The sequence below is a fragment of the Actinoplanes awajinensis subsp. mycoplanecinus genome, from assembly GCF_001509495.1.
GTDB lineage: Bacteria > Actinomycetota > Actinomycetes > Mycobacteriales > Micromonosporaceae > Actinoplanes > Actinoplanes palleronii.
In genome coordinates this window covers 100,657-116,085 of sequence record NZ_LLZH01000059.1, presented here as the reverse complement: position 1 = coordinate 116,085, position 15,429 = coordinate 100,657, and the positions used below count along the sequence as shown (strand labels likewise).

Below are 15,429 nucleotides of genomic sequence, written 5' to 3'. Positions count from 1 at the left end.
GGGGCGGCCATGGCGACGACCTCGCTGGCCGGCGCGCCCACGGTCGGGCCCGATCGGTCGCACCACCTCGGCCTTCATCAGGTGCTCGCCACCCAGGCCGCCGCGGTCCTGGCCCTGATCGGTGCCGCAGCCGGCGGCCCGGCCCGGGTCGCGGCGGTGGTCGGCGCCCCGGTCCTGCTCGCGCTGACCTGGCTCCGTTTCCGGGACCGCTGGGCATTCCAGCAGGTCACCGCGGTCCTGCACTTCCGCGCCCGGCGCCGGTCCGACGGCCGGCAGGGCAGCGCCACGGTGCTCGCGCTCGTCGCACCGGAAACCCGGGTCACCTCGATCGAGCTACCCGCCGGGCCGGCCGCGGTGTTCGCCGACGGCGCCGGCCTGACCGCGCTCCTCGACCTGGGTGATCCGGCCGCCCTGCTGGCCGAGGCCCGGCCCGAGCTGCCCACGCCCTGGGAGTTGCTGCCCGCCGACGGCCTGGAGCGACCACCGGTCCGGATCCAGCTCCTGCTCACCGCCGTGCCCGCGCCCGCCGGCCCGGCCGGGAACGATCCGGCGGCCGGCTCCTACCGGATGCTCACCGGGGGCCGGGCGCTCGGCCACGCCCGGGCGCTGCTCGCGGTCCGCGTGACCCGCGCCGACGGCTGGTCCGACCGCGACCTGCGCCGAGCCCTGACGGGCCAGGCGCGAAAACTCACCAAACGCCTCAAGGCCCGCCCCTTGGACCGGACCGAGGCGGTGCGGGCCATGACCGATTTCGCGTACGCCGAGCCCGCCGCCGAAGTCCACGAGCAGTGGACGTCCCTACGAGTCGGCGAGCTGTCCCAGGTGACCTTCCACGGCCGCCCACGGCCCGGGGAGTGCCCGTCAGCCGACCTCCTCACCCACCTGCTCCACCTACCCACCACGGCCACCACGCTGACCCTGACCGCCGCCCTACCGGCCACCGCCCCGACCACACCCACGCCCGCCGCCCGCTCCGCACCCGCGCGCAGATCCGCCTCAGCCACCGCCACGTCCGCCTCCGCCGCCCCTGCCGCCTCTGCCGCCGCACCTGGACTCGGCGAGCAGCCGCAGCTCAGCCTGGCCATCCGCCTGGCCGCGTCGGAACCGGCCGCACTCGAGCCCGCCATCAACCTCCTGCGACAACTGGCGGCCGGAGAGCACCTCCACCTCCGCCGCCGGGACGGCGACCACCTGCCCGGCTTCGCCGCCACCCTGCCTCTCGCCGCGTCCGACAAGGCCGGCCTGCCCAGCGGTCACCGGCAGATCACCCGGACCGTCCCCGGCCGTCGCACCCACCCGGACGCGTTGTCCCGGCCCGGCGATCCCCGGTCACCGGCGGAGGGGTTCGGCCGTCTGGCGTTGCCGACCGACCGGGCCGGCCTGGTCGTGGGGCACAACCGGCACGGCCAGCCGGTGCTGATCCGGCCGTTCCGCCCGGACCACACCCGGGTCGTCCTGGTCGGCGGGCTCCGCTGCGCCCAGGTGGTGACGTTCCGCGCGATGGCGCTCGGCGCCCGGGTGCTGGTGCGCACCTACCGCCCACGGGCCTGGGAGCCGTTCGCCCGCGGCGCGGCCGCACCCAGCGGCTCGATCACCCTCGGGGCGCCGGACCAGCCGGTCGAGGCGCCACCAAGCTCACCGCTGTGTCCGCTACTGATCATTCTCGACCTGGGACCGCTCACCCCGGCCCCGCCCGTCTTCGCCACCCCGCTCCCGGCCGGCCCGGTCCAGCCTGGCACCGCGGCCAGGCTTCCCCTCGGAGTGACCGGAATCGGCCACACCCCCGCACCGCTACCGGCCGGTGCGACGGATGCCGGGCCGTGGCGGGCGACGCTGTCCCTCCGGGAGGAATGTCGCGCGGCGGACGTCGCCGCCGCGAACGACGCCGATCTGCTCCTGCTGCAGACCCTGCGGCCGGACGAGGCCCACCTGATCGGCGCCGCGCTCGAACTGGGCGACACCGCACCTCTGCTCACCCGGATGCGCCCCGGCATGCTCGCGGTCATCAACAGGCAGGCGGTCCGCTGGGCGATGCTCGCACCCACCTCGGTGGAGAAGGTCCTGATCGGTGACTCCCGCCGGTCGGCAAATGAGCGATAGATCTCGATATGCCGGAATATCCGGCGGCAGGCGGATGAAGATCGCGGAGTGTCGTACCCACCACTGGCACGGCCGTGGCACCATCCCCTGCCATGGGCATCATCATCCGGCTCGTGATCACGGCCATCTCGCTGTGGATCACGACCCTGGTCATCGACGGGATCCAGCTCACCGCGGGCACGGCAGCCGGTAAAGCCGGCACTCTGCTCGCGGTCGCGGCGATCTTCGGTCTGGTGAACGCGGTTCTCCGTCCGATCATCAAGACGATCGGTTGCGGGCTCTACGTCCTCACCCTCGGCCTGATGGCACTGGTCGTGAACGGACTGCTGTTCCTGCTGACCAGCTTCATCGCCGACAAGCTCGACCTCGGCTTCCACGTCGACGGCTTCGTCGCCGCGATCCTCGGCGCGCTGCTCGTCGGCGTCGTCAGCTGGGTCCTCAACATGCTCGTCCCCGACGGCGGGGACGACTGATCCGGCCCCACACCGGCTGCACCCGCACACCTCAGCACCAGCCGAACGCGATCGGCTGGTGCTGAGTGCTGTCAAAACGCCCTTGAGGCAACCCTCAGCGCCAGCCGGGGCCCGCCGCGCGCCATCCACAAAGACCGGCGGAATGCAGGCCAGCGAGGGCTGATTGGCCTCGTGAGCTGGAGCATAGGCAAGGACCGTGGCTGTTTCCGGCCCTTACGGTGTGTGCCATGAGCGACGAGCGGCGCGGATATCTGTACGGCCTCACGGCGTACGTGCTCTGGGGCTTCTTCCCGATCTATTTCAAGCTGCTCCGGCCCTCGCCCCCGCTGGAAATCCTCTCGCACCGGATCATCTGGTCCGTCCTCTTCGTCGCCCTGCTGCTCACCGTCCAGCACAACTGGCGCTTCCTGGGCCGTGTGCTGCGCACCCCGCGCCTGCTCGGCGGCATCTCGGTCGCGGCGCTGCTGATCGGGGTGAACTGGGCGACCTACATCTACGGCGTGAACTCGTCCCGGGTCGTCGAAACCGCGCTCGGCTACTTCATCACCCCGCTGGTCGTGGTCCTGCTCGGCGTGACCGTGCAGCGGGAGCGGCTGCGCGCCTGGCAGTGGATCGCGGTGGGCATCGGTGGCCTGGCGGTCGCCATCCTGACCGTCGACTACGGGCACCTGCCGTACATCGCGCTCGTCCTGGCCGCCTCGTTCGGCTCGTACAGCCTGATCAAGAAGCGGATGTCGCTACCGCCGGCCGAGGGGCTGTTCGTCGAGTCGGCGGTGCTGGCACTGCCCGCGCTGGGCTATCTGACCTGGCTGAACCTGGCCGGGGACGCCGAGTTCGGGCACGTCTCGGCACAGCACACGGCGCTGATGCTGTTCTCCGGTGTGGCCACCGCCGTACCGTTGCTGCTCTTCGCCGGTGCGGCGAACCGGGTGCCGCTGGTCGGTCTGGGGATCCTGCAGTACGTCGCGCCGATCCTGCAGCTGGCCTGCGGTGTGCTGATCTACCACGAGCCGATGCCCGCCGCCCGGCTGGCCGGTTTCGGACTGGTCTGGATCGCTCTGATCATCTTCACCGTCGACGGGCTCCGCAGCGCACGCCTGCGCGCCACCGCCAGAAGCTCCGAGAAGCAGATCAGCGAGGCTGGTACGACAGCATGACCTTGCCGTCGAAGCGCACCAGCTCGAACCGGTCCAGTCCGGCCTCGGCGAAGTGCGTGACCGACTGCATCGGGAATTCCGCCCCGGGCTGCGGCGTCCACGACCCGAGCTGCTCACTCTGGTCATCAGGCCCGTAAGCGATCAGCCGGTACGTGTACGGCTTGGCCGACGCCGCGTACCGGCAGAGCATCTCCACCTTGGTGCCGCCCGCCGTCCCGGTGAGCCGGATGGTGGCGGTGATCGGCGAGTTGATCTCCACCGCGCTCATCGCGACCGCCGGACCACTCGCCGCGGCACCCGCTTCGGGCTGGCGCAGCAGCCACAGGGTGGCCCCACCGCCGAGAACGACAATGAGCACCAATGCCGCTACGGTGCTCAACATGCGTACCGGAAACGCTTTGACCGGCGGCGGAGCCGGCCGGTAGCCACGGGCCGGTGGCGCGGCCGAGAGCGACGGGTCCAGCAACCTCGCGAATTCGTCCGCGTCGAGCCGGTCCAGCATGTCCGGAACGCGGGCCAGATCGGCGACCGCCTCGCGGCAGAACGAGCACGACGCCAGGTGTGATTCGTAGGCGGCGCGTTCTGCCGGCGACAGCGCGCCGAGGACGTAGGCGGCGTCGTCGTGCCCGTCCTCACAGCGCATGGTGTCCTGCCTCCAGCCGGCGTCCCCGTCATCCGGTCTTTGGTACGCGACAACCGCCCTGGAGGTTCAAATATCTCTTAAAGCCGCACCTCAAGCTGTAGCGACTCGGTGACTGAACAGTCCCGGTGCAGGCAAAACGCGATCGAAGAAGATCACGCTGTGGCGGACTCGCCGCCGGACAGCGCCTCGGCCACATTCCGCGCGGCGGCGGTCAGTTTGGCCCGCACGACCCGCGCCGAGGTGAGCATCTCGGCGGCCGGCATCGAGCAGGCGAGCACGAGCCGCCGCTCCATGTCCCGGTCGGCGACCACGACCACCGCGGCGGAGGCCAGCCCCTGCCGGAACTGTCCCATTTCGATCTGCATGCCGCGCCGCTCGCCGGCCGCCAGGTCGCCCTCGAGCGCCTCCGGCGTGGTGAGCGTGGTCGGGGTGAACGCCCGCATCCCGTAGTCGCGCAGGTAACGCGACCGCTGGTCCGGGGTGAGCGTGGCGAGCAGCGCCTTGCCCAGTGCGGTGGCGTGACCACCCTCGTCGAAACCGGGGGCGACGTCATCCAGGAACGGCGAGCGGGCACCCTCGGCGGAGGCGGTCACCGCGATCCGGCCGCCGACGAAGCGGCCGAGGTAGTGGCTGTATCCGGTGTCGATCGCGGCACGGCGGAGCGCGTCGCCGACCGCGGGCGGGCCGCGGAACGCCGAGACGAGCTCGCGGTACCGATCGGCGATCTCGAGACCGACGATGTAGGTGCCGTCTTCGCGCCGGATCACGTAGCCCTCATAGGCCAGTGTGCGCACCAGGTGATAGGTCGTCGCGACGGTCAACTCGCACCGCCGGGCGATCTGTTTCACCGTGAGCCCGCGTGGCGCGCGGCCGACCGACTCCAGCACGCGTAACGCTCGCGACACGCTCCGGATGAGATCTGACGGCTCCGCTAGGGGGTCACGCACAGCTACCTCCGAGGCCAGGGACATACACCATATGAAGAAACATCCGGCGACGGAATGCCAAAAGCATGTGGATCACGATCGATTTGCACAGCCGGTGTGATCAACAGAACGGGGCGTGTCGGAGCGTGCCCGAATTGGCTTAGTCTGCGTCCGATGCCATCTGCCTCGAAACAGACCCCGAAAACGGCACCGACCAGGTCAAACGCCACCCGCGCCACGGTCGGCGCGCTGACCACGACCATTTCTGTTTCGATACCGGTCTTCCTGGTCGGCGGACTGGCGGTTCAGGTCCGCGAGGAACTCGATTTCAGCCCGGCCGGTCTGGGTCTGGTGGTCTCGGCGTACTTCGGAGTGAGCGCGCTGGCCTCGATCCCGGCCGGCGCTCTGGTCGAGCGGCACGGCGCCACCCGGATCGCCCGGGCCGGCATCGGGCTCTCCGCGGTCGCGCTGATCGCGGTCGCGGCCGGGGCGCGCTCACTGTGGAGCCTCATGGTGATCCTGGCGATCGGCGCGGCCGGCAACGCGATGGGCCAGCTGGCCAGCAACACCAGCCTGTCCCGGCAGGTGCCGGCCCATCGACAGGGCTTCACCTTCGGCGTGAAGCAGGCCGCCATCCCGATCAGCACGCTGCTGGCCGGTGCGGCGGTGCCGTTGGTGGCTCTGACCGTCGGCTGGCGCTGGGCGTTCGTCCTGGCCGGGCTGCTGGCGTGCGTGGCCATCGCCGCGGTGCCGGCCGATGAGCTCGGCGGGACCCGCACGCGCGAGCAGGGGCAGGCGACCGGCGCCCTCGTGGTGATCGGCCTGGCCGCCATGCTCGCGGCCGCCTCGGCCAACGCGCTCGGCACGTTCCTGGTGTCCTCGGCCGTCTCGCACGGCATCGGCCCGGCCCCGGCCGGGCTCGCACTCACCCTGGGCGGCGCGATCTGCGGGCTGGCCCGGATCGTCGGCGGCGCCCAGGCCGATCGCCGGCCGGACCGGCAGGTGGGCACGATCGCCGCGCTGCTCGCTTGCGGCGCGCTCGGCTTGGCACTTCTTTCGGTACGAGGGGAAGGCGCCCTGATCGCCGGCGTCGTGCTCGGCTTCGGTTTCGGCTGGGCGTGGCCGGGCCTGATGACCTTCGCGGTGGTGCGCCTGCACCCGCAGTCCCCCGCGGCAGCCACCTCGATCACCCAGACCGGGGTCTACGCCGGTGGCTGTGTCGGCCCGCTCGGGCTGGGCGCGATCGCCGGCACAGCCGGGTATCCGGCCATGTGGACGGCGGCGTCGATCGCGATGGTGCTGGCCGCGGCCCTCATGCTGCTGGGCAGCCGGTTGCTGGGCCGGTACCGGAGCTAGGTCGTCCGGTCGGCGATGACGTCGCAGAGCGCTTCCATCGCGCTCTTGGCCTGGCCGTCCGGCAGCGGCGCCAGCCGGGCCCGCGCCTCGTCCGCATAACCGCGGACCGTTTCCCGGGCCCGCTTCATCGCCGCCGACTCGCGCAGCAGCGTGAGCGCCTCGGCGTGCAACGTGTCGTCGGTGATCGGCCCGGCGGAGAGCAGCTCGCGCAGCCGGACCGCGGCGGCGTCCGCGTCGTCCCCGGCCAGCGCGTAGAGCACCGGCAGCGTGGGCACGCCCTCGCGCAGGTCGGTGCCGGGCGTCTTACCGGACTGGACCGACTCGGAGGCGATGTCGAGCAGGTCGTCGGAGAGCTGGAAGACCATGCCGATGACCTCGCCATACCCGGCGAGGGCCTCGACGACCTCGGGCCGGGCGCCGGAGAACATGCCGCCGAAGCGGGCCGCGGTGGCGATCAGTGAGCCGGTCTTGTCCGCGATGACCTGCAGGTAGTGCTCGATCGGATCGGTGCCGCGCGGGCCGGCGGTCTCGGCGATCTGCCCGTGCACCAGGCGCGAGAAGGTCCGCGCCTGCAGGTGCACGGCCTCGGTGCCGAGCTTGGCGGCCAGCTCCGCGGCCTGGGCGAACAGGTAGTCGCCGACCAGGATGGCCACCGAGTTGCCCCAGCGCGCGTTCGCGCTCGGGGTGCCCCGCCGGACCTGGGCCTCGTCCATCACGTCGTCGTGGTAGAGCGTCGCGAGGTGGGTCAGCTCGACCACGTTGGCCGCGTCGATCAGCTCGGGCCGGGCCGGATCGCCGAACTGCGCGCTCAGCGCCACCAGGATCGGCCGGAGCCGCTTGCCCCCGGCGTCGGCGAGATGGCGCGCGGCTTCGGTCACCAGCGGGTCGGCGCTGGCGACGTGCACCCGCAGCGCTTCCTCCACGGCAAACAACATCGCGGACACCGACGCGTCCATCTCGGGATCGACGTCGAGGCCCAGCGACGACAGCGTCAGATCACCGGTGCTCACCACGCTCCCACGATGCCATACCGGCCCGCCCCTTTCAGTCCCAGGGGTGCAGGCGACAAGATCAAAATAATCAGGGCTTCCGGAGCCCGGCCCGGATGGCGCGATAGGCGGCCCACGGGACGGCCGGGCGGTCCAGGTTGCGGTGAGCCAGGTACCGGCGGGTGGCGGCCTGGCACTCGCGACCGATTCGGATCGGGTCGAGCAGGCTCGCCCGGTGCCGGGCGCCCGGCTCGACGAGCTTCACCGGGCGCAGCAGCCAGCCGTCGCCGTCGCGTACCAGCCGGCCGCGCACGTTCGCGTTGTGCAGACCGGACAGCTTGTCGTCGTGCCGGTGCACCAGCAGCCCGGACGGGCCCGCCACGACCGGCACGTCCGCGGGCACCTCGACCCGGTAGCCGTCCGGCGTCGCGCTGACCGTGGTCCGCACCAGCAGCGGGGCTCCGGCGGCGTCGAGCGCGATCAGCACCACCGACGGGTACCCGGCCAGCACCTCGGCGCCGAGCAGCGTGCTGTCGGCCAGCCCGGTGTTCGCGGCGACCGGCAGCGGCCGGGCGACCACCTCGGCCGGCTCGACGTCGATCAGCAGGCGCATGTAGTAGAAATCGGCCATCTTGGTGGCCGGCCAGTTCAGGTAGCCCTGGCTGTGCGGCTGGCGCTCCATCAGCAGCGCCCAGAGCCGCCCCAGATCGCCGACCGGCGCGGTGTGCACCTCGTCCGGGCAGGTGGCGACGCCGCGCACCAGCACCTGCTCAGGCAGGTCCAGGCCGCTCGCGGTCGGCTCGGAGAAGAGCAGTGCCACCCGGCCGTCCCGGCGGATGTTGAACGCCTTCTGCGGGTAGCCGAGCGAGGTGGTCAGCAGCAGCGTCCCGTCGTCCCGGCGCAGCCCCGAGGTCGGCCACGCCACCGGTGAGCCGTCGCGGGTCAGGGTCGCCAGCTCGCAGGTGCGGTAGGCATCGATCACGTCGGCCAGCGGTTTTCCGGTAACGAGCGCATCCACGGTGATCATCCTAGGTGGATCACGACACCGTCCGGTCAGACGACAGCGGCTCCGGCAGAGTGCCGGAGCCGCTGGTCAGGACGGATTGACGTGTGCTCAACGCACGAATTGAGAAGCCTCACGTGTCAGGTCGATCAGCGGGGCCGGCGCGACACCGAGCACCACCGTGACGATCACGCCGAGGCCGAGCGCGGCCGACGTCAGGAAGCCCGGGATGGACACCGCCGGCGTGGTCTCGCCCGGCTCGGAGAGCCACATCAGCACGACCACCCGCAGGTACGGGAACGCCAGCAGCATGCTGGTGATCACGCCGAAGATGACCAGCCACGTCTGCCCGCCGTCGATCGCCGCACCGAAGACCGCGAACTTGGCGGTGAAGCCACTGGTCAGCGGGATACCGGCGAAGGTGAGCAGGATGAACGTGAAGATCCCGGCGAGCAGCGGGCTCTTCCGGCCGATGCCGGCCCACCGGGACAGGTGGGTCGCCTCGCCGTCCGAGTCACGCACCAGGCTGATGATCGCGAACGCCGCGACCACCGAGAAGCCGTACGCGACCAGGTAGAACATCGTGCTGGCCAGGCCGTCCTTGTTGAGCGCCAGCACACCGACCATCAGGTAGCCGGCGTTCGCGATCGACGAGTAGGCAAGCAGCCGCTTCATGTCGGTCTGGGTGACCGCCATGATCGCGCCGAGGAACATGGTCAGCACCGCGACCGTGCCGAGGACCGGCTGGAAGTCCCAGCGCACCCCCTCGAACGCGGTGTAGAGCACCCGGAGCAGCGCGCCGAACGCGGCGACCTTGGTGCAGGCCGCCATGAACGCGGTGATCGGGGTCGGCGCTCCCTGGTAGACGTCCGGCGTCCAGACGTGGAACGGGGCCAGCGCGCTCTTGAACAGCAGGCCGATCGCGACCAGGCCGAAGCCGGCGTAGAGCAGCACCGGGCTGCGCTGCGGGTTGGCCACCGCGGCGTGGATCGCGCCGAGCTGCACGCTGCCGGCGAAGCCGTACAGCATCGCGACGCCGAACAGGAAGAACGCCGAGGCGTACGACCCGAGCAGGAAGTACTTGAGCGCCGCCTCCTGGCTGAGCAGTCGCCGGCGCCGGGCGAGCGCGCACAGCAGGTACAACGGCAGCGAGAAGACCTCCAGCGCCACGAACATGGTGAGCAGGTCGTTCGCGGCGACGAAGAGCAGCATGCCGCCGAGCGCGAAGGTGGCCAGCGGGTACACCTCGGTGAGCCCACTCTGGCCGGTCACCTGCTTGGCGTCCTTGTCCGAACCGACCACGACGGCGGCCTGGGCGACGAACGCGCCACCCTGCTCCACCTGCCGCTCCCCGATCAGGAAGAGCGACACCACGCCGAGCACCAGGATCGCGCCCTGCAGGAAGACGGACGGGCCGTCGATCGCGACCGCGCCGCCGACCGTGACGATCCGGGTGTTCCGGTTGATCACCAGGACGGTCAGCGCGGCCACCACGCCGAGCAGCGCGAGCACCAGCTGGACCAGGTTGCGGGCCCGGCGCGGGACGAGCACCTCGATCAGGACCCCGACGCAGGCGACCCCGAAGAGGATCAACATGGGCGCGAGCGCGCCGTAGTCGATCTCCGGAAGTTTCAGCTCTCCCATGGTTATCGGCCAGCCTTTCCATCCGCGACCGCGCTCGGGCCCGGATCCTGTGTGCCGACGTCCAGCAGGGTCTGCTCAACCGCCGGGTTGATCACGTCGGTGACCGGTTTCGGGTAGAAGCCGAGCACCAGCAGGAGCGCGATCAACGGGGCGACGACGACCTTCTCCCGCAGGCTGAGGTCCTTCTTCATGGCCGGCACGTCTTCCAGGGCCGGATTGAGCGTGCCCTGGGTGGTCCGCTGGATCATCCACAGCACGTACGCGGCGGCCAGCACGATCCCGACGGTGGCGATCACGGCGTACGCCTTGTTGGTGCTGAACGTGCCGATCAGGACCAGGAACTCACTGACGAACGGCGCCGTGCCGGGCAGGGCCAGCGAGGCCAGACCGGCGAAGAACAGCACCCCGGCCAGGGCCGGCACCATCTTGCCCGCCCCGCCGAAGTCGCTGACCAGCGAGGAACCGCGCCGGGCCACGAACATGCCGACCACGATGAACAGCAGGCCGGTGGCCAGACCGTGGTTGACCATGTAGAGCACCGAGCCGGTGCCGCCCTGCGTGGTGAAGGCGAAGATGCCGATGCCGATGAAGCCGAAGTGCGCGATCGACGTGTACGACACCAGGCGCTTCAGGTCGTTCTGCCCGACCGCCAGCAGCGCCGCGTAGATGATCCCGACCACTGCCAGCACCATCGCGGCCGGCGCGAACCAGCGCGACGCCTCCGGGAAGAGCGGGAGGCAGTACCGCAGGATGCCGAACGTACCGACCTTGTCCATCACGCCGACGAGCAGCGCGGCCGCACCCGCTGGGGCGGCACCACCGGAGTCCGGTAGCCAGGTGTGGAACGGGAAGAACGGCGCCTTGATCGCGAACGCCACGAAGAAGCCGAGGAACAGCCAGCGTGCGGTGTCCTGATCGAACGTCTTGGCCGCGTCGACGAGCGCGGAGAACTCGAAGGTGTGCCCGCCGATCACCCACAGCCCGACCACGGCGGCCAGCATGAAGAGGCCGCCGACCAGGCTGTAGAGGAAGAACTTGACCGCGGCGTACTGCTTCTGGCCGCTGCCGAACGAACCGATGATGAAGTACATCGGGATCAGCATGATTTCGAAGAACACGTAGAACAGGAAGACGTCCGCCGCGGCGAACACCCCGATCATGGTGAACTCGAACGCCAGCAGCAGGGCGAAGTAGGTCGGCGCGGACCGCTTGCTCTGGTCCACGTCGTGCCAGGACGCCAGGATGACCACCGGGAACAGCACCGCGATCAGCATCAGCATGACGAGCGCGATGCCGTCGGCGGCGAAGGTGAAGCTGGCGTTCCAGGACGGGATCCAGGCGTACTTCTCGTGGAACTGGAACCGGTCGGGGCTGCCGACCGTGAAGGCGACCCACATGAAGATGCTGAGCACCAGCACGACGAGCGACCAGATCAGCGCGACGATCTTGGCTAGCTCTGCCTTGGCCCGCGGAATGCAGGCCACCGAGATCGCCCCGACCAGGGGAAGCAGCGTGAGTACAGAGAGAAAGGGAAAGTTCGTCACGCCAGCCACCCCAACTGGATCGCTAGGAAGGCGCCGACAATGAGCATCGCGCCGGTGAGCATGGAGAGTGCGTACGAGCGGACGAAGCCGGTCTGCAGCCGCCGGAGCCGGCTGGAGCTGCCACCGACCGCCGCCGCCAGCCCGTTGACGATGCCGTCGATGCCCTTGGCGTCCAGGTAGACCAGCGCCCGGGTGAGGTACTTGCCGGGCCGCTCGAACACCGCCTCGTTGAACGCGTCGGTGTAGAGGTTGCGCCGCGCCGCGGTGACCAGCACCCCGGCCGGCTGCGGCTCGAGCGCGGTGCCCTTGCGGAACATCGACCAGGCCAGACCCGCACCGGCGACCGTGACCACCAGCGAGAGCACGGTGATCACCGTGTGCGAGAGCACGCCGTGCACCTCGCCCTGTTCACCACCGAGAACCGGGGTGAGCCACTCCGGCACGGTCGTGCTCATCACCCAGCCGGCCGCGACCGAGCCGACCGCCAGCAGGATCAGCGGGATCGTCATCAGCGCCGGCGACTCGTGCGGGTGCTTGTTCTCCTCGGTCCAGCGCGCCGGGCCGTGGAAGGTGAGCACGAACAACCGGGTCATGTAGAACGCGGTGAGCCCGGCACCGAGCAGCGCGGCCAGCCCGAAGACCCAGGCCTGCCAGGTCACTTCCCGCTCGAAGGCGGCCGCGATGATCGGCTCCTTGGAGAAGAAGCCGGACAGCGGCGGGATGCCGATGATCGCCAGCCAGCCGGTGGCGAACGTCAGCCAGGTGATCCGCATGTGCTTGGACAGGCCACCGAACCGGCGGATGTCCACCTGGTCGTGCATGCCGTGCATGACCGAACCGGCGCCGAGGAACATGTTGGCCTTGAAGAAGCCGTGCGCCAGCAGGTGCACGATGGCCAGCCCGTAGGCCGCACCGCCGAGCCCGACACCGAGGAACATGTAGCCGATCTGGCTGACCGTCGACCAGGCCAGGATCCGCTTGATGTCGTCCTTCGCCGAGCCGATGATGCAGCCGATCAGCAGCGTCAGCGCACCGACGCTGACCACGATCAGCTGCAGCGTCTCGTTGGCCGAGAAGATCGGGTTGGACCGGGCGATCAGGTAGACCCCCGCGGTGACCATGGTGGCCGCGTGGATGAGCGCCGACACCGGGGTCGGGCCCTCCATCGCGTCCGGCAACCAGGCCTGCAGCGGGAACTGACCGGACTTGCCGGCCGCGCCGAGCAGCAGGAGCAGACCCATGACCAGCACCGTGGTGGCGCTCAGCGAGGTCACCCCGCTGAAAACCGCGGAATATTGAGTGCTGCCCAGCGTGGTGAACATCAGGAAGACGCCGATCGCCAGGCCGGCGTCGCCGACCCGGTTCATCAGGAACGCCTTCTTGCCGGCCGTGGCCGCCGACGGGCGGGTGTACCAGAACGAGATCAGCAGGTACGACGCCAGACCGACGCCCTCCCAGCCGAAGTAGAGCATCACGTAGTTGTTGCCGAGGACGAGCAACAGCATCGCCGCGACGAACAGGTTGAAATAGGCGAAGAACCGTCGCCGGCCCGGGTCGTGCTCCATGTAGCCGACCGCGTACAGGTGGATCAGCGAACCGACACCGGTGATCAGCAGGACGAAGACCCCGGAGAGCGGGTCGAAGAGCATGCCGAAGTCGACCTTCAGCGCGCCGACCTGGATGAAGTCGAACAGGCTCAGCTCGGCCGAGCGCTTCGTCTCCTCCAGGCCGCTCAGGCTCAGGAAGAAGATCAGCCCGAGTACGAACGAGCTGGCCACCGCCAGGACGCCGAGCCAATGACCCCACTTGTCGGCCCGCTTGCCCAGCAGCAACAGGATCGCCGCGCTGGCCAGCGGGATGGCCACGAGTAGCCAGACGCTGCTCAGCACCCCCGTCGCGGGGGCGTACTCCAATGAGAGTGCCATGGAAGCCCCTTCAGTACTTCAGGAGGTTCGCGTCGTCGACACTCGCCGAGCGTCGCGTACGGAAGATCGACATGATGATGGCGAGGCCGACAACGACCTCGGCCGCTGCCACGACCATCACGAAGAACGAGATGATCTGGCCGTCCAGGCCGCCGTTGATCCGGCTGAAGGTGACCAGCGCCAGGTTCGCCGCGTTCAGCATCAGCTCGATGCACATGAACAGGACGATCGCGTTGCGCCGGATCAGCACTCCGGAGGCGCCGATGGTGAACAGGATCGACGCCAGGATCAGGTAATAGTCAGGAGTCACTTCGCTCCGCCGTCCATCGATTGCTCCGCTTCGCGTTCACTTCTCGGTGCCCTTCGGGGCTACCTCAGAGATCGTCAGCTCCCGGACCGGCAGGATCGGCGAGATGCTGCTCTCCGCTCCGTTGCCGTCCGGCAGGCGGGCCGGCGCGGCCACCGACATGGTGTTCGCGTAGACGCCGGGGCCGGGCTTCGGGCCGGGGTAGTTGCCGGGAAGGAAGCGCTCCTTCATCCGGGACACCTGGTCCACCTTCTCGCCCTTGCCGCGTTCGACGTGGGCCAGGATCATCGCGCCCACCGCCGCCGTGATCAGCAGCGCCGAGGTGACCTCGAACGCGAAGACGTACTTGGTGAACAGCAGCGAGGCCAGGCCCTGCACGTTGCCGTTCTGGTTGGCCGCGTCCAGGCCGGCGGTCGGGGTGTCATCGAGCGCCCGGGCCAGTCCGGTGCCGACCAGGCCGGCGAATCCGAGACCGAGAATGATCGCCGCGACCCGTTGCCCGCGCAGCGACTCGATCAGCGAGTCCGAGGCGTCCCGGCCGACCAGCATCAGCACGAACAGGAACAGCATCATGATCGCGCCGGTGTACACGATGACCTGCACGAAGCCGAGGAACGGCGCCGAGTTGACCACGTAGAGGATCCCGAGGTTCAGCATGGTGAGCACCAGCCAGAGCGCGGAGTGCACCGCGTTACGGGCCAGCACCATACCGAGCGCCCCGATCACCGCGAGCGAGCCGAGGATCCAGAAGGCGACCTGCTCGCCGGTGGACACCTGGGTCATGCCGCACCCCCGGTGGCGTCCTCCGCGGCGTTCGTCGACCACGGCGCCCGCTCCGCTCCGGCCGACGTACCCGGGTTGGTGAGCGCGCCGAGGTAGTAGTCCTTGTCGGTCTCGCCCAGGCGCATCGGGTGCGGCGGCTGCTCCATACCCTCCAGCAGCGGCGCCAGGAGCTGTTCCTTCGTGAAGATCAGGTCCTGGCGGCTGTCCCGGGCCAGCTCGAACTCGTTGCTCATGGTCAGCGAACGGGTCGGGCAGGCCTCGATGCAGAGCCCGCAGAAGATGCAGCGGGTGTAGTTGATCTGGTAGATCTTCGCGTACCGCTCACCCGGCGAGAACCGCTGCTCGTCGGTGTTGTCGCCGCCCTCGACGTAGATCGCGTCGGCCGGGCAGGCCCAGGCACACAGCTCGCAGCCGATGCACTTCTCCAGGCCGTCCGGGTGCCGGTTGAGGATGTGCCGCCCGTGGTAGCGCGGCGCCGGCGTCGGCGGGGAGAACGGGTAGTCGGTCGTGATCACCTTGCGGAACATGTGGGCGAACGTCACGCCGAAACCCTTGAAGGAGCCGGTCAACGTGTTCACG

13 protein-coding genes and 1 pseudogene are annotated in these 15,429 nt (G+C 69.8%); 4 read left to right on the top strand and 10 right to left on the bottom strand.

Annotation, left to right across the window (positions count from 1 at the left end):
* Window positions 1-9: 9 nt before the first annotated feature.
* The 3 genes from ADL15_RS56425 (at window position 10) to rarD (ending at window position 3,730) form a co-directional block, all read left to right on the top strand.
* Window positions 10-2,100, top strand: a complete 2,091-nt coding sequence (locus ADL15_RS56425) for a type VII secretion protein EccE (RefSeq protein WP_157441288.1) — start codon at window positions 10-12, stop codon at window positions 2,098-2,100.
* Window positions 2,101-2,192: 92 nt separating this feature from the next.
* Window positions 2,193-2,573 (top strand): phage holin family protein, encoded by a 381-nt coding sequence (locus ADL15_RS10770; RefSeq protein WP_067687844.1) that lies wholly within the window; start codon window positions 2,193-2,195, stop codon window positions 2,571-2,573.
* A gap of 227 nt (window positions 2,574-2,800) precedes the next feature.
* Window positions 2,801-3,730, top strand: coding sequence for an EamA family transporter RarD (rarD, locus tag ADL15_RS10765; RefSeq protein ID WP_067687842.1), 930 nt, complete (start codon window positions 2,801-2,803; stop codon window positions 3,728-3,730).
* Between the two features lie 547 nt (window positions 3,731-4,277).
* On the opposite strand, the pseudogene ADL15_RS57025 reads toward rarD, so the two are convergent.
* Both ADL15_RS57025 and ADL15_RS10755 read right to left on the bottom strand, forming a co-directional pair.
* Window positions 4,278-4,373: pseudogene (locus ADL15_RS57025) on the bottom strand (zf-HC2 domain-containing protein); the annotation flags it as partial.
* 152 nt (window positions 4,374-4,525) lie between these two features.
* Complete coding sequence (locus tag ADL15_RS10755; protein WP_067687838.1) at window positions 4,526-5,320, bottom strand: IclR family transcriptional regulator; 795 nt, start codon at window positions 5,318-5,320, stop codon at window positions 4,526-4,528.
* Between the two features lie 153 nt (window positions 5,321-5,473).
* On the opposite strand from ADL15_RS10755, the gene ADL15_RS10750 reads away from it, so the two are divergent.
* Window positions 5,474-6,655 carry an MFS transporter gene (locus ADL15_RS10750; RefSeq protein WP_067687836.1) on the top strand — a complete coding sequence of 394 codons (1,182 nt, stop codon included), beginning with the start codon at window positions 5,474-5,476 and terminating at the stop codon, window positions 6,653-6,655.
* Here ADL15_RS10750 and ADL15_RS10745 read toward each other — a convergent pair.
* From ADL15_RS10745 to nuoI, 8 genes are all read right to left on the bottom strand, one after another.
* Entirely contained in the window at window positions 6,652-7,611 is a 960-nt protein-coding gene (locus ADL15_RS10745) for a polyprenyl synthetase family protein (RefSeq protein ID WP_198170707.1), read from the bottom strand. The genes ADL15_RS10750 and ADL15_RS10745 overlap by 4 nt on opposite strands.
* Before the next feature lie 124 nt (window positions 7,612-7,735).
* Window positions 7,736-8,662, bottom strand: coding sequence for a pyridoxamine 5'-phosphate oxidase family protein (locus ADL15_RS10740; protein WP_198170703.1), 927 nt, complete (start codon window positions 8,660-8,662; stop codon window positions 7,736-7,738).
* Window positions 8,663-8,758: 96 nt separating this feature from the next.
* Entirely contained in the window at window positions 8,759-10,291 is a 1,533-nt protein-coding gene (gene nuoN / locus ADL15_RS10735; RefSeq protein WP_067687832.1) for an NADH-quinone oxidoreductase subunit NuoN, read from the bottom strand.
* 2 nt (window positions 10,292-10,293) lie between these two features.
* On the bottom strand, window positions 10,294-11,835 hold the full coding sequence (locus ADL15_RS10730; protein ID WP_067687830.1) for an NADH-quinone oxidoreductase subunit M: 1,542 nt from the start codon (window positions 11,833-11,835) through the stop codon (window positions 10,294-10,296).
* Window positions 11,832-13,760, bottom strand: a complete 1,929-nt coding sequence (gene nuoL, locus ADL15_RS10725; protein WP_067687825.1) for an NADH-quinone oxidoreductase subunit L — start codon at window positions 13,758-13,760, stop codon at window positions 11,832-11,834. The genes ADL15_RS10730 and nuoL overlap by 4 nt, the downstream gene beginning before the upstream one ends.
* 10 nt (window positions 13,761-13,770) lie before the next feature.
* Window positions 13,771-14,070 carry an NADH-quinone oxidoreductase subunit NuoK gene (gene nuoK, locus ADL15_RS10720; RefSeq protein ID WP_067687823.1) on the bottom strand — a complete coding sequence of 100 codons (300 nt, stop codon included), beginning with the start codon at window positions 14,068-14,070 and terminating at the stop codon, window positions 13,771-13,773.
* Window positions 14,071-14,106: 36 nt separating this feature from the next.
* Complete coding sequence (locus ADL15_RS10715) at window positions 14,107-14,850, bottom strand: NADH-quinone oxidoreductase subunit J (RefSeq protein ID WP_067687822.1); 744 nt, start codon at window positions 14,848-14,850, stop codon at window positions 14,107-14,109.
* Window positions 14,847-15,428: an NADH-quinone oxidoreductase subunit NuoI gene (gene nuoI, locus ADL15_RS10710; RefSeq protein WP_083971120.1), complete on the bottom strand. Its 582-nt coding sequence runs from the start codon at window positions 15,426-15,428 to the stop codon at window positions 14,847-14,849. Before nuoI ends, ADL15_RS10715 begins: the two co-directional genes overlap by 4 nt.
* Between the last annotated feature and the right edge of the window lies 1 nt (window position 15,429).